This is a genomic window from Desulfosporomusa polytropa, assembly GCF_055380075.1.
Genome location: NZ_AP042400.1, coordinates 602,261 through 625,421 on the forward strand (window position 1 = coordinate 602,261; position 23,161 = coordinate 625,421).

The 23,161-nt window shown below is 43.0% G+C and carries 27 protein-coding genes; 26 read left to right on the plus strand and 1 reads right to left on the minus strand.

Features of this window, described 5'->3' with window-relative positions:
- Positions 1 to 19 precede the first annotated feature (19 nt).
- The 10 genes from rnfB (at position 20) to mrdA (ending at position 8,020) form a co-directional block, all read left to right on the plus strand.
- Positions 20 to 874, plus strand: coding sequence for an RnfABCDGE type electron transport complex subunit B (gene rnfB / locus ACZ449_RS04415; protein WP_464259854.1), 855 nt, complete (start codon positions 20 to 22; stop codon positions 872 to 874).
- Positions 875 to 1,018: 144 nt separating this feature from the next.
- Positions 1,019 to 1,402, plus strand: coding sequence for a NusG domain II-containing protein (locus ACZ449_RS04420; protein WP_464259855.1), 384 nt, complete (start codon positions 1,019 to 1,021; stop codon positions 1,400 to 1,402).
- A 2-nt stretch (positions 1,403 to 1,404) separates the two neighbouring features.
- Positions 1,405 to 1,923, plus strand: a complete 519-nt coding sequence (locus ACZ449_RS04425; protein WP_464259856.1) for a Gx transporter family protein — start codon at positions 1,405 to 1,407, stop codon at positions 1,921 to 1,923.
- A gap of 75 nt (positions 1,924 to 1,998) precedes the next feature.
- Positions 1,999 to 2,289 (plus strand): DUF4321 domain-containing protein, encoded by a 291-nt coding sequence (locus ACZ449_RS04430; protein WP_464259857.1) that lies wholly within the window; start codon positions 1,999 to 2,001, stop codon positions 2,287 to 2,289.
- 11 nt (positions 2,290 to 2,300) lie between these two features.
- Positions 2,301 to 2,870: a Maf family protein gene (locus ACZ449_RS04435; RefSeq protein WP_464259858.1), complete on the plus strand. Its 570-nt coding sequence runs from the start codon at positions 2,301 to 2,303 to the stop codon at positions 2,868 to 2,870.
- Positions 2,867 to 3,556 (plus strand): RadC family protein, encoded by a 690-nt coding sequence (radC, locus tag ACZ449_RS04440; protein ID WP_464259859.1) that lies wholly within the window; start codon positions 2,867 to 2,869, stop codon positions 3,554 to 3,556. The genes ACZ449_RS04435 and radC overlap by 4 nt, the downstream gene beginning before the upstream one ends.
- A 31-nt stretch (positions 3,557 to 3,587) precedes the next feature.
- Entirely contained in the window at positions 3,588 to 4,622 is a 1,035-nt protein-coding gene (locus tag ACZ449_RS04445; RefSeq protein ID WP_464259860.1) for a rod shape-determining protein, read from the plus strand.
- Between the two features lie 47 nt (positions 4,623 to 4,669).
- Positions 4,670 to 5,581: a rod shape-determining protein MreC gene (gene mreC, locus ACZ449_RS04450; protein ID WP_464259861.1), complete on the plus strand. Its 912-nt coding sequence runs from the start codon at positions 4,670 to 4,672 to the stop codon at positions 5,579 to 5,581.
- Positions 5,578 to 6,072: a rod shape-determining protein MreD gene (mreD, locus tag ACZ449_RS04455; RefSeq protein ID WP_464259862.1), complete on the plus strand. Its 495-nt coding sequence runs from the start codon at positions 5,578 to 5,580 to the stop codon at positions 6,070 to 6,072. The genes mreC and mreD overlap by 4 nt, the downstream gene beginning before the upstream one ends.
- 115 nt (positions 6,073 to 6,187) lie before the next feature.
- Complete coding sequence (gene mrdA / locus ACZ449_RS04460; RefSeq protein ID WP_464259863.1) at positions 6,188 to 8,020, plus strand: penicillin-binding protein 2; 1,833 nt, start codon at positions 6,188 to 6,190, stop codon at positions 8,018 to 8,020.
- 92 nt (positions 8,021 to 8,112) lie between these two features.
- Here the strand turns inward: mrdA and ACZ449_RS04465 are convergent, their stop codons facing one another.
- Positions 8,113 to 9,072, minus strand: coding sequence for a bile acid:sodium symporter family protein (locus ACZ449_RS04465; protein ID WP_464259864.1), 960 nt, complete (start codon positions 9,070 to 9,072; stop codon positions 8,113 to 8,115).
- Positions 9,073 to 9,259: 187 nt separating this feature from the next.
- Between ACZ449_RS04465 and minC the strand changes: the two genes are divergently transcribed.
- From minC to proB, 16 genes are all read left to right on the plus strand, one after another.
- Positions 9,260 to 9,895, plus strand: a complete 636-nt coding sequence (minC, locus tag ACZ449_RS04470) for a septum site-determining protein MinC (RefSeq protein WP_464259865.1) — start codon at positions 9,260 to 9,262, stop codon at positions 9,893 to 9,895.
- A 22-nt stretch (positions 9,896 to 9,917) separates the two neighbouring features.
- Positions 9,918 to 10,709 (plus strand): septum site-determining protein MinD, encoded by a 792-nt coding sequence (minD, locus tag ACZ449_RS04475; RefSeq protein WP_464259866.1) that lies wholly within the window; start codon positions 9,918 to 9,920, stop codon positions 10,707 to 10,709.
- A gap of 26 nt (positions 10,710 to 10,735) precedes the next feature.
- Positions 10,736 to 11,014 carry a cell division topological specificity factor MinE gene (gene minE / locus ACZ449_RS04480; RefSeq protein WP_464259867.1) on the plus strand — a complete coding sequence of 93 codons (279 nt, stop codon included), beginning with the start codon at positions 10,736 to 10,738 and terminating at the stop codon, positions 11,012 to 11,014.
- A 184-nt stretch (positions 11,015 to 11,198) separates the two neighbouring features.
- Positions 11,199 to 12,305: a rod shape-determining protein RodA gene (rodA, locus tag ACZ449_RS04485; protein WP_464259868.1), complete on the plus strand. Its 1,107-nt coding sequence runs from the start codon at positions 11,199 to 11,201 to the stop codon at positions 12,303 to 12,305.
- A gap of 575 nt (positions 12,306 to 12,880) precedes the next feature.
- The gene (locus ACZ449_RS04490) at positions 12,881 to 13,633 is read left to right on the plus strand and encodes a M23 family metallopeptidase (RefSeq protein WP_464259869.1); all 753 of its coding nucleotides are present in this window, start codon (positions 12,881 to 12,883) and stop codon (positions 13,631 to 13,633) included.
- A 12-nt stretch (positions 13,634 to 13,645) separates the two neighbouring features.
- A complete protein-coding gene (locus tag ACZ449_RS04495; RefSeq protein WP_464259870.1) occupies positions 13,646 to 14,521 on the plus strand; it encodes a M50 family metallopeptidase in 876 nt (291 codons plus the stop codon).
- Positions 14,522 to 14,761: 240 nt separating this feature from the next.
- Positions 14,762 to 16,621, plus strand: coding sequence for a TIGR03960 family B12-binding radical SAM protein (locus ACZ449_RS04500; RefSeq protein ID WP_464259871.1), 1,860 nt, complete (start codon positions 14,762 to 14,764; stop codon positions 16,619 to 16,621).
- On the plus strand, positions 16,621 to 17,328 hold the full coding sequence (locus tag ACZ449_RS04505; protein ID WP_464259872.1) for a TIGR03936 family radical SAM-associated protein: 708 nt from the start codon (positions 16,621 to 16,623) through the stop codon (positions 17,326 to 17,328). The genes ACZ449_RS04500 and ACZ449_RS04505 overlap by 1 nt, the downstream gene beginning before the upstream one ends.
- Positions 17,329 to 17,360: 32 nt before the next feature.
- Positions 17,361 to 18,797 carry an Rne/Rng family ribonuclease gene (locus ACZ449_RS04510; protein ID WP_464259873.1) on the plus strand — a complete coding sequence of 479 codons (1,437 nt, stop codon included), beginning with the start codon at positions 17,361 to 17,363 and terminating at the stop codon, positions 18,795 to 18,797.
- 178 nt (positions 18,798 to 18,975) lie between these two features.
- Positions 18,976 to 19,287 (plus strand): 50S ribosomal protein L21, encoded by a 312-nt coding sequence (gene rplU / locus ACZ449_RS04515; RefSeq protein WP_464259874.1) that lies wholly within the window; start codon positions 18,976 to 18,978, stop codon positions 19,285 to 19,287.
- A gap of 9 nt (positions 19,288 to 19,296) precedes the next feature.
- Positions 19,297 to 19,617 carry a ribosomal-processing cysteine protease Prp gene (locus ACZ449_RS04520; protein WP_464259875.1) on the plus strand — a complete coding sequence of 107 codons (321 nt, stop codon included), beginning with the start codon at positions 19,297 to 19,299 and terminating at the stop codon, positions 19,615 to 19,617.
- Between the two features lie 22 nt (positions 19,618 to 19,639).
- On the plus strand, positions 19,640 to 19,933 hold the full coding sequence (gene rpmA / locus ACZ449_RS04525) for a 50S ribosomal protein L27 (protein ID WP_464261807.1): 294 nt from the start codon (positions 19,640 to 19,642) through the stop codon (positions 19,931 to 19,933).
- A 223-nt stretch (positions 19,934 to 20,156) separates the two neighbouring features.
- Entirely contained in the window at positions 20,157 to 20,372 is a 216-nt protein-coding gene (locus ACZ449_RS04530; protein WP_464259876.1) for a Spo0B domain-containing protein, read from the plus strand.
- A gap of 42 nt (positions 20,373 to 20,414) precedes the next feature.
- Complete coding sequence (gene obgE / locus ACZ449_RS04535) at positions 20,415 to 21,686, plus strand: GTPase ObgE (RefSeq protein ID WP_464259877.1); 1,272 nt, start codon at positions 20,415 to 20,417, stop codon at positions 21,684 to 21,686.
- Between the two features lie 8 nt (positions 21,687 to 21,694).
- Entirely contained in the window at positions 21,695 to 22,006 is a 312-nt protein-coding gene (yhbY, locus tag ACZ449_RS04540; protein ID WP_464259878.1) for a ribosome assembly RNA-binding protein YhbY, read from the plus strand.
- 19 nt (positions 22,007 to 22,025) lie between these two features.
- Positions 22,026 to 23,153, plus strand: coding sequence for a glutamate 5-kinase (proB, locus tag ACZ449_RS04545; RefSeq protein ID WP_464259879.1), 1,128 nt, complete (start codon positions 22,026 to 22,028; stop codon positions 23,151 to 23,153).
- Positions 23,154 to 23,161: the final 8 nt, after the last annotated feature.

Sequence of the window (23,161 nt, forward strand, 5' to 3'; positions counted from 1 at the left end):
AAAGGAGTGTGAGAAATAAATGCATGGAGTTGTCCAACATTCGTTGATAATACTGGCGATTATGACAAGTCTGGGGATTATATTTGGACTTGTGCTGGCTTATGCCAATAAAAAAATGGCTATTGAGGTTAATCCGTTAATTCATGTTGTAGAAGATGTGTTGCCCAAAGGACAATGTGGTGCCTGTGGCTATGCTGGTTGTATGGCGTACGCTGAAGCTGTGGTAATTAACCCTGATGTACCACCTAACTTATGTATTCCTGGCAAAGACCCGGTGGCTAAATTAGTCGGTCAGTTGACTGGTAAAGCAGCAGCCGAGGTTGAGCCAAGGATTGCGCAAGTTCGTTGCGCTGGCAGCCATACTAAAGCTGTTAAAGCTAATGAATACCATGGTGTTCAGGATTGCGTTGCTGCCAATCTGTTGTTTGGGGGTCACAAGAGCTGTAAATACGGCTGTTTAGGCTTAGGTACTTGTGTAAAAGGTTGTCCTTTTGGTGCTATGACGATGAGTGAAGACGGGTTGCCAATTATTGATCCAGATAAATGTACCGGTTGTGGTAAGTGCGAAACACTATGCCCGAAACAAGTCATTGCAATGATGCCAATAGGTGCGTCTGTCCGTGTTAACTGTAACTCACACGACAAAGGAGCGGTGGCTAAAAAAGCTTGCAGCGCTGCTTGCATTGGTTGCACGTTGTGCATGAAGGAATGTCCGCATGGTGCCATTAAGATGGATAAGAATTTGGCTGTTGTTGATGCCAAAGTCTGTATGGAAAAATGCGATAATCCTGTTTGTTTGGCTAAATGTTCGACAAAAGCTATTCGTCAAGCTGTGCTTGGCGTAGTACCTGGGAATGAAGATCCGGTAGCTTAATACATTGTATTTAGCGGCAAAGGAGGAGGGTAAAAGCCCTCCTCCTTTGTTATAATTTTTTATCAAGATTTAAATTAGCTATTGTTTGCATTAACCTATATTTTAATGTAAAATGTAATAGAATATGAGCAGGGTGGCAAGCTAATGTTGACAAAAGCTGACAAATGGCTGGTTGTTGTACTAGTAACACTTGCATTAGTAGGTATTGGTCTAAATATCTATTATATATCAGAGCAGAGCAGTCAAGCGCAAACTGTAATTATATCTGTTGATGGTCATATTACTAAGACTTTTCCACTACGACAAGGTTATGTGGGAGAATTTAGAATTGACGGTCATAACGGCTTTAATGTTGTTGAATATAAAGATGGGCGTGTGCGCATGAAGGAATCCGATTGCCCTGACCAGATATGTGTACAATCAGGTTGGATAAGTACTGCACCGCAGCAGATTGTATGTTTGCCTTATCGGGTAGTCATTAAAGTTGTGTCTGATAATCCTGCTGATGTTGACGATATTGTGAGGTAGCTGTGGTTAAAACAAAACGCCTGGTTGTATTAGCACTGTTAGTAGCGATGGCATCTGCTCTCCATGTACTGGAAAATCAGTTGCCAATTCCTGTGCCTGTACCTGGTGTAAAGCTAGGGTTAGCCAATATTATTTCACTTTTGGCAATCCTTATGCTAGGTTGGCGGGATGCTGTGTATGTTGCTATTGCTCGCGTTTTCCTAGGCTCCTTATTTGGCGGCTCCCTTTTGGGGCCGGCGTTTGTTATGAGCATGGGGGGGGCGCTTGCAAGCATTTTTATTATGGTGCATATCTGTAATAATTACCAAGGGGTATTTTCGCTTGCTGGTGTTAGCTTAATAGGCGCAGCCGTTCATAATATAACCCAAGTGAGTTTGGCGGCCGTACTTGTACATAGCGTAGGGCTTCTATGGTATGTACCATACTTGCTTATATTTGCGATACCTACTGGCTTATTTACTGGTTTGGCGGCTGACTACTGTTTTGCTAAGGCACTAACAAAGTATGGGGTTAAAAATTAGAAAACTAATTAGGTAAATAAATAGTGTCCTTGTAAAATGCAAGGATTATTTATTTTCATTCTAAGGGGGGATAAGGTGAGAACTGGCAGTAATAGGAGCGGTTCAGCCGGCAAAAGTATGGGAATGATGGTTTTATTTCTAATTACCGGGGCAATAGTTGGTGGTATTTTGGGCGAGTTGGCTGCGAACTCCAGCTTGCTCTCAGGGGTTGCACCTTATCTTATCAAACCATTTCCCGTATTTGATTTGCCGCCAGTGGCAATTAATTTGTATGTAATAAAAGTTGTCATTGGCTTTGCTTTATACCCAAATTTGATGAGCATACTAGGAATTATAGCAGCTATTATGCTGTTCCGGCGCTTTTAGGAGGGTAGGGCATGAAAATAATCTTAGCGTCAGCATCACCGAGGCGCCAGCAGCTTTTAAAACTAATTGGTCTTGATTTTGAAATTATGGTTAGTGAAGTTGAAGAAGATAATACCAAAGATATGCTGCCTGAGGAACTGGCTATAGCGCAGGCAATTGATAAAGCAGTTGCTGTTAGCAAGCGAGTTTCTGCTAGTGCGGTTGTTATTGGTGCTGATACTATTGTAGTGGTAGATGGCCAAGTATTTGGTAAACCGAAAGACCGTATGGAAGCGATTCAAATGCTGACTGTTCTTGCCGGACGAGAGCATACTGTTATCTCCGGAGTGGCAGTGGTTCAAGGAAAAAAGCTTGTTAGTGGCTCAAGCGCTACTACTGTTACATTCCGATCACTGTCACAATCGCAGATAGAACGGTATGTTGATACTGGCGAACCAATGGACAAGGCTGGAGCTTATGCTATTCAGGGACGTGGCGCATTGTTAGTGGAGAATATTTCTGGTTGTTATAACAATGTGGTGGGTTTGCCGCTAGGAAGGCTTGCTGAACTACTTCAGCAAATAGGAGTAGGCTTGCTATGAATAGGGACAAGCAGTTGATGATGAAGGAATTGCCTGAGACCGAAAGGCCGCGTGAAAAGATGCTGGAAAAGGGTGTTAAGGCGTTAAGTAATGCGGAGCTGCTAGCTATACTTCTCCGGACAGGTACGAAAAACTTGCCAGTTAATCGTTTGGCCGAACAACTTTTAATCAAATATGAATTGTCTGGCCTTGGGAGCGTATCACCACCTGAATTAAGCAAAAACACCGGTATTGGCTTAGTGAAAGCTGTTACCGTGATTGCGGGTATTGAATTGGGGCGTAGGTTAAGTCAAAAGGACCCAGGTGAGCGTCCGATCATTAGAAGTCCGCGTGATGCTGCTGATTTAATGATGCCTGAGCTACGGTATCAAACGAAAGAACATTTTGTGGCGCTGCTTTTATCGACCAAGAATCATGTTATTGCCCGGGCAATTATTTCTGTTGGCAGCTTAAATGCCTCTATTGTGCATCCGCGAGAGTTGTTTCGAGAAGCGATTAGTTATAGTGCTGCGGCTGTTATTTTGGTTCATAATCATCCTAGTGGTGATCCTATGCCAAGTCAGGAAGATATTAGCCTGACTAAGCAGTTGGTCGAGGCTGGGAATTTGCTTGCTATTTCGGTACTTGACCATGTAATAATCGGTGATGGCAAGTATGTTAGTTTTAAAGAAAAGGGAATAATATAATAGGGTTTCTAAATGAAAGGGGTTAAAGTCTATGTTCAAATTATTTGGTTCACTGTCACGTGACATGGGTATAGACCTCGGCACGGCTAATACATTAGTACATGTAAAAGGCAGAGGCATTGTTCTCAGAGAGCCTTCTGTAGTCGCTATCCAGCGTGATACCGGCGAGGTGCTGGCTGTTGGCGAGGAAGCCAAGCAAATGATTGGTCGAACACCGGGAAATATTGTGGCTATTAGGCCTCTTAAAGATGGGGTTATTGCTGATTTTGATGTAACGCAGGCAATGCTTAAATATTTTATCAGAAAAGCTATGGATTCAAAATCCTTTATTAGACCACGCGTCATTGTTGGTGTGCCTTCCGGGGTTACTGAAGTGGAAAAAAGGGCAGTTATTGATGCGACTATTCAGGCCGGTGCCCGGGAGGCGTACTTAATTGAAGAACCTATGGCGGCTGCCATTGGTGCTGGTTTGCCTGTGCATGAACCAACAGGTAATATGGTTGTGGATATTGGCGGCGGTACAACTGAGGTAGCTGTTATATCGTTAGGTGGTATTGTTACCAGTCGTTCCATCCGTGTTGGTGGCGATGAGATGGATGAAGCTATTGTTCAGTATATTAAGCGTACTTATAATTTAATGATTGGTGAACGCACGGCAGAAGAAGTGAAAATTACAATTGGTGCTGCTATCTTATTGAAGGTTGATGAGCAATTTGACGTGCGTGGCCGTGATTTGGTAACAGGGCTGCCGAAAACACTAACAATTAAAGCAAGTGAAGTGCAGTTGGCGCTCAGTGAGCCGGTCGCAAGTATCATTGAAGCGGTAAAAGTAACGCTGGAAAAAACTCCGCCAGAACTCGCCTCTGATATTATGGATAAGGGTATTGTTATGACTGGGGGGGGGTCGCTGCTACGAGGACTTGATCTATTGCTGAACAAAGAAACAGGAATGCCAGTACATATTGCAGAAGATGCTCTGTCTTGTGTTGCGGCAGGTACGGGCGGTGCTTTAGAAAGCATAGATTTGTTGAAACGGGTACTTATGACTACAAAAAAACTCAACTAGAGTAATCAGTTACCAAAATTAATCAATGTAAGGAAGGGGCCCAGAAAGTGCGATTCATTCACAAAAAGGCGGTTATCCTCATAGTGGCGGTGTTAACCGTCTTTTTGATTGCTAGTACTGTTGCGAAAGGAAAGTATCAATTTGTTTTTATGGAACGGGTTGTAGCTACACTGTTAACTCCAGTTGAGTATGTATTAGGAACAATCGGTTATGGCATCCGCCATACTGGCTCGTTTACCAGTGATATTATGACTGTATACCGTGATAATCAGACACTAAAAGCTCAAAATGAGGAATTTCGCCAAAATAATGTTAATACGACTGAGATTGTGGCAGAGAATGTGAGACTGCGGGCTATGCTTGATTATAAGAGAGGGGCTCAGCAGTTTGATTTTGTTGCTGCTCAGGTAATTGCCCGTGATCCGGGAACCTGGACAAACATTATTATGATCAACAGAGGCGCTGCCGATGGGCTTACCAAAGATATGACGGTAGTGGCGACACAAGGACTTGTTGGTAGTGTTGTCAGTGTTTATAATAATTCTGCCAAAGTACAGCTAATTTTGGATCCGCGCAGTGCTGTTGGTTGTCTTGTGCAGCGATCTGAGTCGCGGGTGGCTGGAATTGTCGAAGGTAGTGGCATAAATCCTCAGAACCCACATATGGTTAATATTGCCCGTGATGCTGATATCATTAAGAGTGATAAAATTATTACATCAGGTTTTGGTGGTATATTCCCTAAAGGTTTGCTGGTTGGCGATGTCGTCGATATTGTTAATGACGAAGGCGGATTGTTAAAATATGCTGTCTTGAAGCCGGCCGTGGATTTTGATAGACTAGAAGAAGTGTTGGTTATTGTGCGTTCACGAGAACCTCTGCCAGAGGCTCTCACGCAGACGCCAATTGGAAAAACTACGCAGCCGGGGCAGCCTGTTCAGCCGAAAGAGGCAGGACGATGAAAACGACACTTGTCTGGGCCTGTTTGCTTATTTTCACTATTGCTGCTCAAGCCGTAGTACTACCACTTATATTTACGCAAGGGGTTAAACCGGACATACTTTTAATTATTGTAGTTGCTTGTGGGTTGTTGACCGGACGAGAACGGGCTATAGGAGTCGGATTTTTTGCTGGTTTACTTCAGGATTTTGCTTCAGGCAATATTTTTGGGTTAAACACGTTAGCAAAGATGGCGATAGGTTATGTGGCTGGCTTAGCTGAACGAAAAGTATTTAAAGAAAGTATAGTATTGCCGGTTTTGGCGATTATCTTAGCTACATTTTTAAATGGTGCACTCATGCAGATAGTGCTTTTTCTGTTAGGGCACAAAGTCGGAGTTATGCCCATATGGAAAGAACAGATGGTGCTACCATTAGTCTATAATGTTTTATTTTGTATTCCGGTCCATAGGCTGATTTACCGAATTACATTTGGTGACAAAAGTCAATTTTAATGAGATGTTTGCAATATATAACGCGGAATGATTTGTAGGCGGGTGGTGTGTTGGCAATATACCACCCGCCAGCGTCCGCATTAAAGACTATATCGCGTAGAAAGGAGGTTGCCGTATGCTTGTTAAACGATCAAATGGCCGACTAGAGATTTTGGGCATGATCATTGTTATTATTTTTATGACATTAGTAAGCCGTCTTGCCTATTTGCAAATGGCACAAGGTCAATACTATGATCGGTTGGCCGACGGCAACCGCATCCGACTTATTCCCATCATGTCGCCTCGTGGTGTTTTTTATGACAGGAACGGTGTGATGCTGGTATCCAATCGACCGGGTTTTACAGTATCGATATTATCAATAAGTGGTCCTGTTCCTGATGAAGTAATTGCTAAACTGGCTGGTATCCTCGGTATGAATGTTGAGGAAATAAAAGTTAAGTTATCACAGCATACAGGCTCATTTGAACCTGTCAGAGTCAAAACCGATGTTGGTACTGATATTGTTACCAAAATTGAAGAACGCCGCTCTGAACTACCAGGGGTAGTTATTGAAATTCAACCGCTACGAAACTATGTTAATAAAGAGCTTGGCGCCCATATATTTGGTTATGTAAGTGAGATTAATGAGGTCGAGCTGGAAAAACGCAAAGCGGATGGGTATAAGTCTGGAGATATTGTTGGCAAATTTGGACTTGAAAAATTGTACGATAAGGAAATTCGGGGTACTGATGGTGGCAATCAGGTAGAGGTTGATGTAAATGGTCGTCCCATCCAAGTAATAGGTAAAAAAGATCCGGTGCCAGGTCGTAATTTGGTATTGACGATTGATTATAAAATCCAAAAGGCGGCTGAAGCAGCCATTGATGAACAACTTATGTATCTGCAAACTAAGACTGAGTTTGTCAAGGCAAAAGCAGCAGCTGCTGTTGTCATAAATCCTAAGACAGGTGAAATTTTAGCGATGGTAAGTCGCCCTGCCTTTAACCCCAATCTATTTAACGGAGGTATTTCTTCTAAGGAGTGGAATCTGCTCAACGAAAATCCTTATCATCCGATGGATAATAAGGCTATTTCTGGTGAATATTCACCAGGTTCAACATTTAAAATTATTACTGGTGCAGCGGCATTAGAACTTGGCAAGGTAACACCTGAAGAAAAAATTCTCGATACCGGTACTCACTGGATTATTCCTAAAGGGAATGCTGGTGGGGAAGCGTTAGGTTGGATTAATTTTAGGGAAGCGTTATCTAAGTCTGATAACGTATATTTCTATGAAATGGGCAATCGCTTAGGTATTGATAACCTGGAAAAATATGCTCGAATGTTTGGTCTGGGAGAAGTTACGGGGATTAATCTGCCAGGCGAATCTGAGGGGCTGGTGGCTAACCGCCGCTATAAAGAAAAAGTGTATGGTGAAGAATGGTATTTATCCGAAACCTTCGACGCAGCTATTGGGCAAGGATTTCAGTTGGCGACGCCGCTACAAATGGCTATGGTCATGGGCGAAATTGCTAATGGTGGTCACCGTTATAAACCGAATTTGGTTAGCCGCGTGATTGGAGCTAACGGCGAGGTTATTAAAACATTTGCTCCAGAAGAAGTAGGTAATATTACTATTTCTGAGTATAACCTAAACCTTATTCGTGAATCTCTGCGCGAAGTGGCGAAAGAGGGGGGCACTGCAGCAACTGCTTTTCAGGATTTCCCTATTGCTATTGCTGGTAAGACAGGTACTGCAGAAAATTCGCAAGGGAGTGATCATGGCTGGTTTGTAGCATATGGGCCTTATGAAGACCCGCGAGTAGCAGTAGCTGTTATTGTTGAACAGGGTGGGTATGGCGCATCTTCGGCTACTCCTATCGCTAAAAAAATTCTCGAAGCTGCTTTTAATATTAATCAGCCTCCCTCTGAATCAGCTAAGATATATCGCCCGCAGACAGCATTATAACGCTCATATATAGCTACTATGGATAATAAAAAAAAGCGGGGTCAGGCTCAAGTAATGAGTTCTGACCCTATAATTTTTTTAGAATCTGGGCGTTAGTAATTATCGTGCACCTTGTGACGGAAAAAATACGGAATGATGGCTGCAAATGGCTGCTGGTACAAGATGGTCATAGTTACAGGCACAGCGACAGCATGAGGGAAGAAGGTTAAGGCCAGCACCACGCCAAAACTGGCATTACGTAACCCAACGCAATAAATCATTGCCAAAGTGATTTCTTTTGACCGGGTTTTAAAAACAAAGGAACCTAAATACCCCAAAAAATAACCTGCGGCTACTAGGAACATGGTTACTAAAACTATTTTGAGTGTTGACAAATCCCAGGAGATGTCAGGACCGACTATTGCTGCATTAATAAAGATTACGATGAAGAAAGCAATCTTTGCAAGAAAATTGCCAAGTATTTTAAGGGAGCCAGGCAACACATCTTTTTTGCCATAATCATGAAGTAGCATACCGACCATGCTGGGGAGGGTAATCATGGCCAATAGCTGAACCATCATCTGGATATAATCAATTTGTAGTGTTTGGCCAATAACAATTTTACAGAAGAACGGAAGCATTACCGGGACAATGAGTGTGTCGAGAGTAACAGCTACCAAGGCAATGGTGACACTGCCGCCTGCTATCGCGGTCCAGATAACAGAAGTAACGCCAATAGGGGTCGAAGTGGCTACTAAATATCCCAATTGGCTGTAATGGTCGCCGCTAAACAAAAAGAGACCGATTATATAGGCAATGAGTGGTGTTATAACATGAATGAGTACAAGTATCCAGAGGGGAATAACAGGTTTTTTTAGCACCAGTAAAAATTCTTTTAAACTTGTTCCAAGTGCGGTAACAAAGGTCATATAAGCAAAGGCGCCAACTGCCGCTATCCGTAATGGCGGTGAGTCAGGAAGTGGGATTAGAAACCCTAGTAACAGGCCAGACAACACAATATAGAACATGTGTTGACTCAGCCAGCCAGTAAGTTTTGCCAAATAAGTAATCACATGCTAGCCTCCAAAAGTAAAAATTAAAAGCGTATATTCATTATTATACTTAAAAAACCGCTTTTCACCAATTTTAAAATCGATAGCGATGTATCTGGCAGGAAAATTCGCAAGTAAGGCGAATTTTAGTTGACATATAGATAATTACGCATGACAAAATTTAGGAGACGATATGCAGGAGGATGTATTGTTTAAAGGAAGTAAAGGCGGTCTTGAACTGGTAATAAACCAATCGGCTGATTTTACTGTTATTTTGAGACAACTAAAGGATAAATTGGAATCAGCGGCTAATTTTTTTACCGGTAGTACTGGTGTTAAAGTAGTATCTGGTACAAATGCGTTAACCGGTGATGAACGTAGGCAACTGATTAGCCTGCTAGCTGATTATGGCCTAGATTTGCACGAACAACTCAATTCAGAAGCATTGTCATCAGAATTGGTTCAAGATACTGATATTCATGTCGGTGATAGTCCTGTTGAATATCGCCACGAGGCTGAAGGGGGGCAAACATTAATTGTCTCAAGAATGTTGCGGGGCGGTCAAAAAGTAGTGTTTGATGGTTCTGTCATTATCATGGGGGATGTGAATCCTGGAGCAGAAGTAATTGCTAACGGTAACATTACGGTTGAAGGAACCTGTCGTGGTTTAGCTCACGCCGGAGTTAATGGTGATCAAACAGCTACGATAACGGCTGATAAGTTGATGGCAGGTCAGTTGCGAATTGCTGGTTTGATTGCTAGGGCTCCTGATAACCAGGATGAACCTACGTGTCGTGAGATAGCACGAATTGTGAGTGGTGCCGTTGTCATTGAACCGGCATGATTGATAAATAGGAGGTACATAGATGGGTGAAGTAATTGTCATTACGTCAGGCAAAGGCGGAGTTGGTAAAACTACGACGACCGCTAATCTTGGCACTGGTATTGCTCTACAAGGCAAAAAGGTTGTTTTGGTTGATGCTGATATCGGTTTAAGAAATCTTGATGTAGTTATGGGCCTTGAGAATCGGATCGTATATGATTTAGTGGATGTAACCGAAGGAAATTGCCGCCTAAAACAGGCATTGATTAGGGACAAGCGTTATGAAACAATGTATCTGCTGCCAGCGGCGCAGACCAGAGATAAAAATGCAGTTAACCCTGAGCAGATGCGGCAGTTGTGCAAAGAACTAGCAGCAGAATTTGACTATGTACTTATTGATTGCCCGGCTGGAATTGAGCAAGGATTTAAAAATGCTATTGCTGGGGCTGATCGCGCTATTATTGTCACTACACCGGAGGTATCTGCGGTTCGCGATGCGGATCGGATTATAGGATTATTAGAATCTGAAGGAAAACATAACCCCCAACTAATTGTCAATCGTATTCGACCGCTAATGGTCAAAAAAGGCGATATGATGGATATTGATGATATCATTGAAATTTTAGCTGTTGATTTGCTCGGAATTATTCCTGAAGATGAATATATTGTTATTTCTACTAATCGCGGTGAGCCGGCAGTTACTAATTCGGCTGCCTTGGCCAGTTTGGCTTATCGAAATATTGTCCGCCGGCTGATGGGAGAAAATGTTCCACTTATGACGTTTGAAACGAACGATAGCCTATGGGGTAAATTTAAAAAGGTGTTGGGATTTTAAATTAGTAACCAAGGAGGGGAAGCAAGGTGTTTGAACTTATTCAGAAGTTGTTCGGCAGAGAACCACAAGGATCGAAAAATATCGCTAAAGAACGACTTAGGTTTGTTCTGGTTCATGATCGTGTCAATGTATCGCCACAATATATGGAAGCTATTAGAGACGATATGATTAAAGTGATCTCTAACTATATGGATATTAACGAGAATGAGATGGAGATAAATCTGACAAGAAGCAACACGCAGGTTGCCTTAGTGGCTAATATTCCAGTGAATCGCATGAAACGCAACAACCTGTCAGGTGAGTGACGCAGCGATTAGGCAGAGTCAAGAATAACTTGCTCTGCTTTTTCTTTAGCTAACAGAGCGGTTAAAGAAAAAACAGAATCAACATTAATTTGGCTAAAGCAGTGTTTTCTTTATCAATACTAGACGTGAGCGGGAAATACTATTATAATAAACAAGATATTGATAGAGAGAAGGTTAGTAAGGTATGCTTAACCAGCGCCTTTTGCGAAATTTAGATTTTATACTTATTGGTATTACTGCTCTGATTGTTCTTATTAGCCTTGTTATTATTGGCAGCGCTACACATATCAATAATCCTAGCGAGGATCGATACTGGTTTGTACAGCGTCAAGGTTTATTTGCTGTAGCCAATATTCTTGTTATTTTTATTATGCTTAATTTTGACTATAACTCGCTGAAAAGATTTTCAGGATTTCTATATGTTCTAAACCTAGTTATGCTGCTTGCGGTTATGTTTGTTGGTCACTCGGCATTGGGGGCTCAACGCTGGATACAGCTCGGGCCAATTAGCTTGCAGCCCTCAGAGTTTTCTAAGATTATTATGATTATTGCTTTGGCTCAAATCCTAGATAAGCGAACTGGTAAACTAAATTCGTTTAAAGAAATAATTCCAGTGTTTATTTATGTGGGGATACCCTTTATCCTAGTATTAAAACAACCTGATCTGGGCACATCATTGGTGTTTTTAGCGATATTATTTGGCATGATTTTTGTTGCTGGTATCAGTTCACGCCATTTGGCGGTGATATTTGGCGCTGGGATGGCTTTTCTGCCGATTTTCTGGCATTTTTTAAAGGACTATCAAAAAAAACGCTTAACTGTATTCATTGATCCTAATGTCGACCCCTTGGGTTCGGGTTACCACATTATTCAATCTAAGATTGCTATTGGTTCAGGCATGTTGTTTGGAAAAGGTCTGTTCAACGGCACACAAAGCCAATTAAATTTCCTGCCGGAAAACCATACTGATTTTATTTTTGCTGTTATTGGAGAAGAATTGGGATTTATTGGTTCTAGTCTAATATTGTTGCTTTATCTTATATTGCTTTACCGCGGCGTTAAAATTGCGGGTGAAGCAAGAGACAACTTCGGCACACTTCTGGCTACAGGCATTACCTCAATGATGGCGTTTCATCTACTAGTGAATGTTGGCATGACAGCAGGAATTATGCCAGTTACCGGCATTCCGCTACCACTTATGAGTTATGGCGTAAGTGCATTGACTACGAATCTCATCAGTATTGGTATATTATTAAACATCTATATGCGACGACAAAAGATACTATTTTGATTTGCTAAAAGGAGATAAAGGGCTTTTTCATTAAAAAGCAACTATCTCTTTTTTCTATGTATCAGACTTTATAAGTTTTGGGAGTGGCGGAGGCATTATAAAACAAGGTGTATCAAGTACAAAACCCGGCACAGGCGGCCGTAAGATGACCCTCGGCAACCCTCGTAACTCCCGTAACCCCCCCCGGCCTTTGCCGGAAAAAGCGTTCCGCAGGAGAAAAGCCGGGCGGTATTCCGTTAAGAAATCCGTACTGTTTGAGCGTAGCGAGTTTACGGATTTTAGGAATATTGCCTGGCTTTTCAGCTTTTGGAGGCTTGGGGCCTAGACCTTTTGTTACTTTTGGGGCAATGCCAAAAGTAAACCGTATGTGTGTGGGGGGGATCATCGCTACTACAATAGGATTCATGGATTTGAGTACCGGATATCTGATGTGCTCAAATCCCAAGGACTGCGTTAGCGATTTTTCTTAAATTTTCTTCAACGGTTAAAGATGTTGCTGCTAGAGTTATAATTTTATAGTTTTGTCAATATATATTCTGTAAGAATACTCCGCACTGGTACATGGAGGGCTTATAATGACGAAGCTATGGAATCATTTAAAAAATGGCAGGCAGTTTAGTAGCCGTAACAATGAAAAAAATTGGCAGTCATACTATGAAGAAGAACCTGACTATTCCTGGATTAAAAAGACAGTAGCGGCTTTGTCACTATTTGCGCTGGTGTATGGCGCTCAGATGTCAAACACCCGAATTGGGCAGGATATCGCTGGAGGCGTTCGTCAAATACTGGCTACGCAGACTGATTTCGCTTACTATACCAATAGAGCTGTCGAGTATGTTACTATTCATTGGCCTAATGTGGTCAATTTACCAAGTATTCCAGTTTTAAAACAGGTTCAGACGACAATTTCGCGTTCGGCAGACCCTTTACGCTACATGAAGAAACCAGTTGCAGGGCAGATAATAACACAATATGGCTGGCAGACTAATCCGGCACCAAAACCGGCGGTATGGCATGAAGGAATTGTTATTGCTGCTTCCGTGGGGGATAGTGTACAGGCGGCGGCTGACGGGCGGATTAAAGATGTTATTGATAGTGCCCAGTTAGGAAAAATTCTAAGGATTGACCATGGCGAAAGTGTCGAAACACTGTATGGACATGTAAGCGATGTGCTGGTCAAGGAAGGCGATTTGGTGAGTCAAGGTCAAGTAATAGCCCATCTTGGTAAAATTGACTCGACAGCTATGTCAGAACTTTATTTTGAATTACGAGAGAACGGAAAAGCCGTTGATCCGTTGTCTAGAATTAAAGGTGAATCTGCCAAATAAGGGATGTGAATTATGAGGGCCGGGAAGATAGCAGGTGTTGAGCTAGTAATAAACAATTGGTTTATCTTACTGTTTGCCCTATTTGCGGCAGCTGGTCTTGTAAGTAAAGTGCTTCTGGTGTTTAGTGCTGTTTTATGTCATGAATTAGCACACATGCTAATGGCGATAGGGTTAGGTTACAAAGTAAAACAGGTAGAGCTATTGCCCTTTGGGGCGGTAGCGCGTATTGAAGGAATTGCTGATGCGGGAGCGATAAGTGAAATAATGATAGCCGCCGCCGGGCCACTGGCAAGTATGGCTCTGGCGGTTTTATGTTATATTGGAATACATGAGGTCAGCAACTGGCAGGATGTATGTCAGTTTTATGGTGAAGTAAATCTTATGTTGGCACTTTTTAATTTATTACCGGCCCTACCGCTAGATGGGGGAAGAATTTTGCGGGCTATTTTAAGTTATCGGCGCGATTATCGTGATGCCACGGCCATAGTGGTTACTGTTAGTTATAGTATTATATGTATACTGGCAATCCTGACAGGAGCAGGATATTGGCTCTATAATACAATAAATTTAACTATGCTGGTTGCAGCGCTATTTTTATTCATTACTGTCCGGGCAGAAAAGAATTTAGCTGGGTTTCGGGCGATGCGTATTTTAGCTAGTAAAAAAACGGAGTTGCTTGGACGGCAGGTTATGCCCACTAGTCACCTTACTGCGATGGAGAGTGCCATGCTTAGTGACATTATTCGACTGTTCGGCCCAGAAAAATACTATATCATACATATCATAGATCAAAATTTCAAATTATGTGGAGCTCTGACTGAAACTGAGGTATGGGAAGGATTAGTCCAAAAGGGGATAAAGTCTAGAATCAATGAATTTCTCCGATGACCAAGTTGCTCTAAGACTCTCGCTTCTACCCATGCCAGCGGGAGTTAAGAGCAACTAAGTCCTTGGATAGGTTCGACTAAACTTCAGGTGAGGTTAACCTCACCTGAGGCTAAGGCTCACTTTATCTAAGCCTTTTCCAGTCATTAGGTTTCAAATCAGTAGTAACTGGAAAAAATAAGTCTTGATATTTCCACCCAAAAAATACATAATAATTTTTATAGCTATATATTGGAGGTACATATGCATCCTATAGATCCTGTCAGCCCTGCTATTTTAAGTAGGGTGATGAAGCCGGCCCGCTACACTGGATATGAGTGGAATAGTGTGAGCAAAGAAACTAATGCAGATTTAGTCAGTTTTGTTTTGGCTATGCCTGATGTTTATGAGGTTGGTATGTCCAACCTGGGGCTTAAAATATTATATCAATTATTGAATAATCGTCCAGATACCTTTGCTGAGCGTGTGTATGCTCCCTGGGTGGACATGGAAGCTGAAATGAGAGCCGCAAATATCAAATTATACACACTGGAGACCAAGCGGCCTGTTGCGGAATGTGACATTATTGGTTTTACGCTACAGTATGAGTTGAGCTACAGTAATGTGCTTAATATGCTTGATCTAGCGGGCATTCCGGTAGAGGCGGCTAAGCGTGATGAGAATCAGCCGTTGGTAGTATGCGGCGGGCCTTGCGCCTTTAATGCTGAGCCTATGGCAGATTTTGTTGACTTCTTTATCCTTGGTGAGGGCGAGGAAGTAATTGGTGAGGTTGCTGCTGCTATTGCTGCATGGAAACAGGCAAGCAAACCGGGTGGAAAAAACGGTCTATTACAGCACCTTGCAGTACTTGACGGTATATATGTTCCCAGTTTTTATGAGGTAGAATACCATGCTGATGGACAGATATGCGCTTTACAGCTATTGGTGCCAGCAGCTAAGCCGGTGATTGTTAAACGGCTAATAAAAGATCTGGATCAAGTGACGTTTGCTACTAAACCTATTGTGCCGTTTATTGAAATTGTGCATGATCGGATCATGCTGGAATTGTTTCGGGGTTGTACGCGGGGGTGTCGTTTCTGTCAGGCCGGGGTACTTTATCGTCCTGTACGGGAACGCAAAATGGAGACACTGATTAATTATGTTCAGGAACTTGTCGATAATACGGGTTATAATGAAGTGTCTTTGGTGTCACTAAGCTCGGCGGACTACTCTTGCCTCAGCCCGTTAATTACGGAGTTAATCACCCGCTTTAAACAGCAGGGGGTAAGTGTGTCATTGCCTTCCCTTAGGGTTGACAGCTTTTCCATTGATTTGGCAAAACAAGTGCAGCAGGTGAGAAAGAGTGGTTTGACTTTTGCACCTGAAGCTGGTACGCAGCGCCTAAGGGATGTAATTAATAAAGGCGTTACAGAGGAGAATCTTACCGAAGCAGTAAGTGCTGCGTTTTCAGCTGGCTGGTCAACTATTAAACTCTATTTCATGATTGGATTGCCAACTGAGACTGACGAGGATATAGAAGGAATTGCTAGGCTCGCTCAGCGAGTGGCCGACCTATATAAGCAGATAAAAGGCCGGAAAGGCGCCAAAGTGACTGTTAGTGTCTCTTCCTTTGTGCCGAAGCCGCATACCGCTTTTCAATGGTTTGGACAAAACTCGGTAGAGGAAATTGAACGCAAGCAAAAGCTGTTGCGTTCGTTGATTAAAGATCGCAGCATTTCGCTTAGTTGGCATGATGCCCGTACTAGCTTTCTCGAAGGCGTATTTGCCCGGGGTGATCGACGCCTTGGAAAAGTGTTGCTGCAAGCATGGCAGAATGGTGCAAGATTTGACGGCTGGTCTGAGCATTTTAGGTATAATGTTTATATGGAGGCTTTTGCCGCTGTAGGACTTGATCCCGCATTTTATGCCAAGCGTGACCGGGAGCTTGCTGAACTTTTACCATGGGAGCATTTATCCTCAGGGGTGGACAAGTCTTTCCTGGCGAAGGAGTGGCAAGCTGCACAGCAAGAGTCCTTCACTGCTGACTGTCGTCATAAGGTGTGCGGTGCTTGTGGCGTTTGTCAGGCGATTGATGCCAAAGTTGTTGATTGGGGGCAGGAGTAATGGCAAAATTACGGCTTAAGATAACCAAAGGCAACCCAATTCGCTATGTTTCTCATTTGGATTATGCGGGTACAATCGAGCGGGCTGTGCGTCGGGCTCAATTGCCAGCAGCTTATTCGGAAGGCTTTAACCCTCATATGAAACTGGCTTTTGCTTCAGCTTTGGCAGTAGGGGTGACCAGTGAGGCCGAGTATCTCGATCTTGAACTGACAGAAGCAGCAGACATTACTTTGCTGGAAGCGCAGCTTAAATCCCAGTTGCCTGCTGGCATTGAACTTAAAGCAGCAAAATATGTTGAGCAGCATAGCAAAGCCCTTATGGCAGTGGTTAATCTAGCTGTCTATGAAATTGACGTTTTACTTACTACTGATGCAGTTTGGGAGAATGTAAAAACAATCATAGATAATTTTAATAGTGAAATTGAAGTAATTTATGTTAAACAATCTCCTAAAGGTCGGCGAGAAATCGATATCAAAGAATATTTGTCTGAACCGGTAGTTGTTAAACCATTAGCTGATAATCAGCGAAAACTGATAATAAACCTTTCTATAAAAATTACGCCTAGTGGCAGTGTTAAACCTGTTGAGGTGCTTGCTGTGCTAACAGACAATTTCGGTTTGCCTGTTGATAAAGATGCGGCATTAATTAATCGTATTGGGCTGTTCGTAACTGACGGCAAAGCAGAGTGCTCACCTATTGAATTGTAGAAACAACAGATTAACAACAGAAGGAACGAACTATGAATAAAAGTATAATTGCCAACGTTATGCCAGAAGAGACCCGAGTCGCACTTTTGGAAGATGGTGAACTCATGGAAATCTCGGTGGAGCGTAGCGAGAGCGGGCATTTGGTTGGTAACATTTACAAAGGCCGGGTTAAAAATGTTCTGCCAGGTATGCAAGCTGCCTTTGTTGATATTGGGCGGGATAAAAACGCCTTTTTATATATGGGAGATGCCGGGCGTCAGGCTGCCAGCCAGCATTTGACTATCGGCCAGGATGTGTTGGTACAGATCGCTAAAGATGCTATGGGTGATAAGGGGCCAAGAGCCACTATCAGCCTGACACTGCCGGGACGGTATATTGTATTAATGCCAACCGTTGATTATATTGGCATTTCGCGCCGTATCGAAGATGAACCTGAGCGAGACCGCTTGCGGCAGATTGCAGAGAAAATCCGGCCAGCAGGTATGGGGGTTATTGTTAGGACAGTAGCCCAGGAGAAAAGCCAGGATGATCTCATGAAAGATATGGCCTATCTAGCCAACATGTGGTCAACTTTGAGTGCCAGAGCCAAACGGAGCAATGCGCCTGCACTTATTTATAAGGATGCTGATCTGGTCGTACGGATTGTGCGTGACTATCTTACCAGTGATGTGAATGCGTTTGTTATTGATAGTCAGGAAGCCTATAACAGGGTTATTGATTTGCTGCAATACATATCACCAGAGTTAATTGATTGTGTAACACTCTATGAGCCAACAGTTAAAGGTGGTGATGTATTCCGACGGTTTAACCTTGATGAAAGTTTGGAAAGTTTGCGTGACCGGCGGGTTGAACTAAAATGTGGCGGCTATATTGTTATTGATCATACAGAAGCTATGACAGTTATTGATGTCAATACTGGCAAGTTTGTTGGTAATACCAATCTGTCTGAAACGGTGTTTCAGACTAATTTGGAGGCCATTGCCGAGATTGCCAGACAACTTAGATTGAGAGATATTGGCGGTATTATCATCATTGATTTTATTGATATGGATAAAGCCAAGCAACGTGCAGCGGTACTTTCCGGACTAGAACTAGAAATGAAAAAAGACCGTACCAAATCAAATGTGTTAGGTATTACTAGTCTGGGGTTAGTAGAAATGACGCGAAAAAAAGCTAGACAGAATCTTACAGCCATGCTCTACAGTCCCTGCCCGCACTGTATGGGAAAAGGCCGTATTAAATCACCGGAAACCGTGGTAATTGACATCAAGCGGGAATTGAGAAAGTTAAATAAGCGCTCTCACTCAGGCGGGCGACTGCTGCTGCAGGTTCATCCCTTGGTAGCTGACTATCTGAACAAGCAGGGAGAACTCAAACGTCTTGAACAGGAAACAGCTAGGTCGCTTACTCTAGAGTCAACTGACAATATGAATCCAGAGATGTTTTCCCTACTGTGGAAACCTGATTGACAAACTATTACCAGTATGGTAAAATTTCATGATGTAGGCATTAGTCTACTCTAACCGCGCGGAGAGGTTCCTTTAAACACTGGGAGCGCTTGAAAATGTTGTTATAGATGGCATTTTTATAAATCGTTCCAGTGTACCGAATCTGGCGAGTCCTTATATGGGGGAGGTGCAATTTATTATGTACGCTATTATTGAAACAGGTGGTAAACAGTACCGCGTTGCTGAAGGTGATGTGCTCACAATTGAGAAACTCGAAGTAACGGAAGGTCAAACTTTTGACTTTGATCGTGTTCTGACTGTCGTAAAAGACGGTGAGGTAGTTATTGGCAAACCGCTAGTAGCTAATGCGAAAGTTACTGCTGAAGTAGTAGCCCATGGCAAAGGTAAAAAGATTTTGGTTTTCAAATATAAAGCCAAAGCCAATTACCGTCGTCGTCAGGGTCATCGTCAACCGTTCACAAAAGTCCGTATTGAAAAGATTCATGCATAAGGACAGAAAATGATTACGGTTACATTAGTTCGTGATAACAATAAGGCAATTACCGGTTTTGCTATTAGCGGTCATGCCAAGACTGCGCCACATGGACAGGACATTGTATGTGCCGGAGTATCTGCGCTTACTCAGTCATCCATTATGGGAATTGAACGCCATCTTGGACGGCATATCGATCTTGGGCAAGATAATGACGGTCTTACAATGAGACTTATTGGTCAGCCGGACAGTCTTACAGGCGCAATTCTTGAAACAATGCTGTTGGGGTTAAACGAAATTGCCAAACTATATCCTAAGAGTGTTCGCATAACTGAGCACAGGAGGTGAAAGTAAGATGGAAAATTTCAAACTGAATTCTTTTGATTTACAGTTGTTTGCTCACAAAAAAGGGATGGGTAGTACTCGTAATGGTCGCGATAGTGAGGCCAAGCGCCTAGGTGTTAAGCGCCATGCCGGTGAAGTTGTCACTGCAGGCAGCATTTTAGTGCGCCAGCGTGGTACTCATTTCCATCCCGGTAATAACGTCGGCATCGGCAAAGATGATACGTTATTTGCCAAAGTTCACGGCCAAGTCTCTTTCGAGCGTAAAGGTCGTTATGATCGTCAAATTAGTGTGTATCCAGCAGCTGAAGAAGCTATATAAAGCAAACACGGCTTGTGCCGAGCCCTTTGGCAAAAGCGACAGCCGATGTTCATCCTGTTTTCAAGAAAGTTAAATCTTTCTAGGTAGGATAAAAATCTGCGGCTCATAAAGCCGCAGATTTTTTTATTTTTAATTTTCAATGAAGATGTTGAAATGCGACAGGTATTTCGGTTGATGGGAGCGAAATATATACCATTCCACAACCGATTGGAAGGATGATGGTATGACAAGCCAGGTCTGTTCTGAAGTTACAACATGTGTTGATATAAGTAAACTGCTTCGTATCCAGCGTCATGATTTTTTAAATCACTTGCAGGTTATTCATGCTATGATTCAATTGGGACGTAATGAAAAGGCACTTCAGTATATCGAAAAATTGGCGCATGACCCTGAGATGATATCAAATGTGCTGGCAACATACAAAAACGAATGTAAATGATCGCGAAAGCGCATATTACATATAAAATGCAAGGGGATTTTTATGTTTATTGACAGAGCTAAAATTACCGTTAAAGCCGGTAGCGGCGGTAATGGCATGTCCAGTTTCCGGCGGGAAAAATATGTTCCTAAAGGTGGACCCAGCGGCGGCGATGGCGGTCGTGGTGCCAATGTAATATTGGTTGGGGATGCCAATCTGAATACGTTGATCGATTTTCGTTATAAGCGTATATTTAAAGGCGATAATGGTGCCAATGGTCAATCCAGTAATATGCATGGCCATGGAGCGGAAGATCTCTTGATCAAAGTTCCACCAGGGACTATTATTAAAGATGAAGTTACTGGCCAAGTGCTTGGTGATATCACGGAGATAGGTCAAACCATAGTAGTAGCCAAAGGCGGACGCGGCGGACGTGGTAATGCCCGTTTTGTTAACAGCGTCCATCGTGCACCCACTTTTGCTGAGCTTGGTGAACCAGGCGAAGAGCGTCCGCTTAGGTTAGAACTGAAGCTGCTTGCTGATGTTGGTCTCTTAGGTTATCCTAGTGTGGGAAAATCGAGTATCTTATCAATGGTATCAGCTGCTAAGCCGGACATTGCCGCTTATCATTTCACTACCTTATCACCAGTGCTCGGGGTTGTTAGCATTGGTGAGGGTCAGAATTTTGTTTTGGCAGATATTCCAGGGCTTATTGAAGGCGCACATGAGGGCGTGGGGCTTGGTCATGATTTTCTTCGCCATGTCGAGCGTACCAAAGTACTTATTCATGTACTTGATATGTCAGGGCTGGAAGGCCGTGACCCTATTGATGACTTTCACAAGATCAACAATGAACTAAAGTTATATAACGAAAGACTGTTCAAGCGGCCACAAATTATTGCTGCTAATAAAATGGACTTGCCGGAGGCGCAGGAAAATTATGAACGAGTAGCTAAATACATGACTGAACTAGGTCATGAAATTTATCCTGTTTCCGCAGCTACCGGTGATGGCTTGACGGCTTTGATGCAGCGAGCAGCACAGCTTTTGGCTGTATATGTGGAAGAACCCGAAGAAATTGAAGAAGCTAAGATATATGAAGCTAAACCTGAAGATACTTTTTCTGTCAGACGGGATGAGGACGGTGCGTTTGTTGTCGAAGGCGCAGGAATTGAAAAACTGGTCGCAATGACTCGCTTTGATGAAGAAGAAGGTGTGCTCCGGTTCCAAAAGATTTGGCGGCGAATTGGAATTGATGCAGAACTTCGGGCACGTGGCATCCAAGAAGGCGATACTGTCCGAATTCGTGATATGGAATTTGAGTTTAGACCATAGGAGGTACTATGTTGGAAGAGAACGAAACACCATTGACAGGTAAGCAGAAGCGCTTTTTGCGAGCCCTTGGCAGTACGCTTGACCCTGTTGTGCAAATCGGAAAAGGCGGCATAATAGACACTGTTATTGAGAGCGCAGGGCAAGCTCTGGCTGCCCGTGAAATTATCAAGGTTCGGGTACTGCAAAATAGTCCGGAGGAACCGAAAACGCTCATTGCTGCTCTTGCTAACGCCACTGGCGCAGAATTAGTGCAGGTGATTGGCCGTAATGGTTTGTTATATAAGAAAAATGAGGAAAAGTCTAAGATAGAATTACCATAATTATGGGGGAGCTTTGAGTATGTTTACCAGAGAAAATCTGAACAATGCTAAGCGTATTGTCGTTAAGGTTGGCACTAGTACATTAACTCACGCGACAGGCAAACTTAATCTCTTACGCATCGAGAAACTAGCTCTTGAATTATCAGATCTTGCCAATCAGGGCAAACAAATAATATTGGTGAGCTCAGGTGCAGTTGGCGCTGGTATGGATCGCCTTGGGTTGAAGGAAAAACCTAAGACCATTCCTGAGAAGCAGGCGGCGGCTGCTGTCGGTCAGGGGATTTTGCTGCATATTTATGAAAAAATGTTTGGAGAATATGGACAAATTGTTGCGCAGGTATTGTTGACTCGCGCCGATTCAGTCAATCGCAAGCGTTATACTAACTCTCGTAACACACTAATGGCGCTCTTAAACCAGGGCGTCATTCCCATTATTAATGAGAACGATGCGGTTGCCATTGATGAACTTAAAATTGGGGATAATGATACACTTTCGGCGATGGTTGCCAGTATCATTGATGCAGATTTACTTATCATTCTCTCAGACATCGAAGGTGTCTATACCGCCAATCCCCAGGCAGATCCGAGTGCCACCTTGTTGAGTGAAATTACTGATATTACACCAGCTATTGAAGCTTTGGCTGGTGGACCAGGGTCATTACGGGGGACTGGCGGCATGTATACTAAGATTCAGGCTGCCAAGATTGCGGTTAACTCGGGTGTAACCATGGTTATTGCCTCTGGTGGGCATGAGGGGGCAGTTCGTGATATTGTGCAGGGAAAAAAGGTGGGGACGATTTTCTTTTCCAAAGAAAATCGTCTACAAATCCGCAAACGGTGGCTGGCCTTTGGCGTTAGTGTGAGCGGCAAAGTTTGTGTGGACAAAGGCTGCGAACAGGCCCTTTTAAAGGAGGGGTCTAGTCTATTAGCGGCAGGGATAACAGCTGTTAACGGCGATTTTGAGTTAGGCAACACCATAAGTATTGTCAGTGAATGTGGCCGGGAATTAGCGCGCGGTATTAGCAATTATAGCGCCGATGATTTGAAAAAAATCAAGGGTGCGCATACCCACGAAATTAATGATATACTGGGTTTTAAATCGTATGACGAGGTTGTACACCGTGATAACCTAGTACTGTTGGTATAAGAGGGGGA

What these genes read in the sequence shown, in the direction of transcription:
- ACZ449_RS04505 (WP_464259872.1), top strand. Translation starts at nt 16,621, where the DNA reads ATGGCAAAATTACGGCTTAAGATAACCAAAGGCAACCCAATTCGCTAT.
- ACZ449_RS04500 (WP_464259871.1), top strand. Translation starts at nt 14,762, where the DNA reads ATGCATCCTATAGATCCTGTCAGCCCTGCTATTTTAAGTAGGGTGATG.
- proB (WP_464259879.1), top strand. Translation starts at nt 22,026, where the DNA reads ATGTTTACCAGAGAAAATCTGAACAATGCTAAGCGTATTGTCGTTAAG.
- mreD (WP_464259862.1), top strand. Translation starts at nt 5,578, where the DNA reads ATGAAAACGACACTTGTCTGGGCCTGTTTGCTTATTTTCACTATTGCT.
- ACZ449_RS04510 (WP_464259873.1), top strand. Translation starts at nt 17,361, where the DNA reads ATGAATAAAAGTATAATTGCCAACGTTATGCCAGAAGAGACCCGAGTC.
- ACZ449_RS04435 (WP_464259858.1), top strand. Translation starts at nt 2,301, where the DNA reads ATGAAAATAATCTTAGCGTCAGCATCACCGAGGCGCCAGCAGCTTTTA.
- mrdA (WP_464259863.1), top strand. Translation starts at nt 6,188, where the DNA reads ATGCTTGTTAAACGATCAAATGGCCGACTAGAGATTTTGGGCATGATC.
- ACZ449_RS04445 (WP_464259860.1), top strand. Translation starts at nt 3,588, where the DNA reads ATGTTCAAATTATTTGGTTCACTGTCACGTGACATGGGTATAGACCTC.
- ACZ449_RS04420 (WP_464259855.1), top strand. Translation starts at nt 1,019, where the DNA reads ATGTTGACAAAAGCTGACAAATGGCTGGTTGTTGTACTAGTAACACTT.
- radC (WP_464259859.1), top strand. Translation starts at nt 2,867, where the DNA reads ATGAATAGGGACAAGCAGTTGATGATGAAGGAATTGCCTGAGACCGAA.
- yhbY (WP_464259878.1), top strand. Translation starts at nt 21,695, where the DNA reads ATGTTGGAAGAGAACGAAACACCATTGACAGGTAAGCAGAAGCGCTTT.
- obgE (WP_464259877.1), top strand. Translation starts at nt 20,415, where the DNA reads ATGTTTATTGACAGAGCTAAAATTACCGTTAAAGCCGGTAGCGGCGGT.
- ACZ449_RS04520 (WP_464259875.1), top strand. Translation starts at nt 19,297, where the DNA reads ATGATTACGGTTACATTAGTTCGTGATAACAATAAGGCAATTACCGGT.
- minD (WP_464259866.1), top strand. Translation starts at nt 9,918, where the DNA reads ATGGGTGAAGTAATTGTCATTACGTCAGGCAAAGGCGGAGTTGGTAAA.
- rnfB (WP_464259854.1), top strand. Translation starts at nt 20, where the DNA reads ATGCATGGAGTTGTCCAACATTCGTTGATAATACTGGCGATTATGACA.
- ACZ449_RS04490 (WP_464259869.1), top strand. Translation starts at nt 12,881, where the DNA reads ATGACGAAGCTATGGAATCATTTAAAAAATGGCAGGCAGTTTAGTAGC.
- rodA (WP_464259868.1), top strand. Translation starts at nt 11,199, where the DNA reads ATGCTTAACCAGCGCCTTTTGCGAAATTTAGATTTTATACTTATTGGT.
- rplU (WP_464259874.1), top strand. Translation starts at nt 18,976, where the DNA reads ATGTACGCTATTATTGAAACAGGTGGTAAACAGTACCGCGTTGCTGAA.
- ACZ449_RS04530 (WP_464259876.1), top strand. Translation starts at nt 20,157, where the DNA reads ATGACAAGCCAGGTCTGTTCTGAAGTTACAACATGTGTTGATATAAGT.
- ACZ449_RS04495 (WP_464259870.1), top strand. Translation starts at nt 13,646, where the DNA reads ATGAGGGCCGGGAAGATAGCAGGTGTTGAGCTAGTAATAAACAATTGG.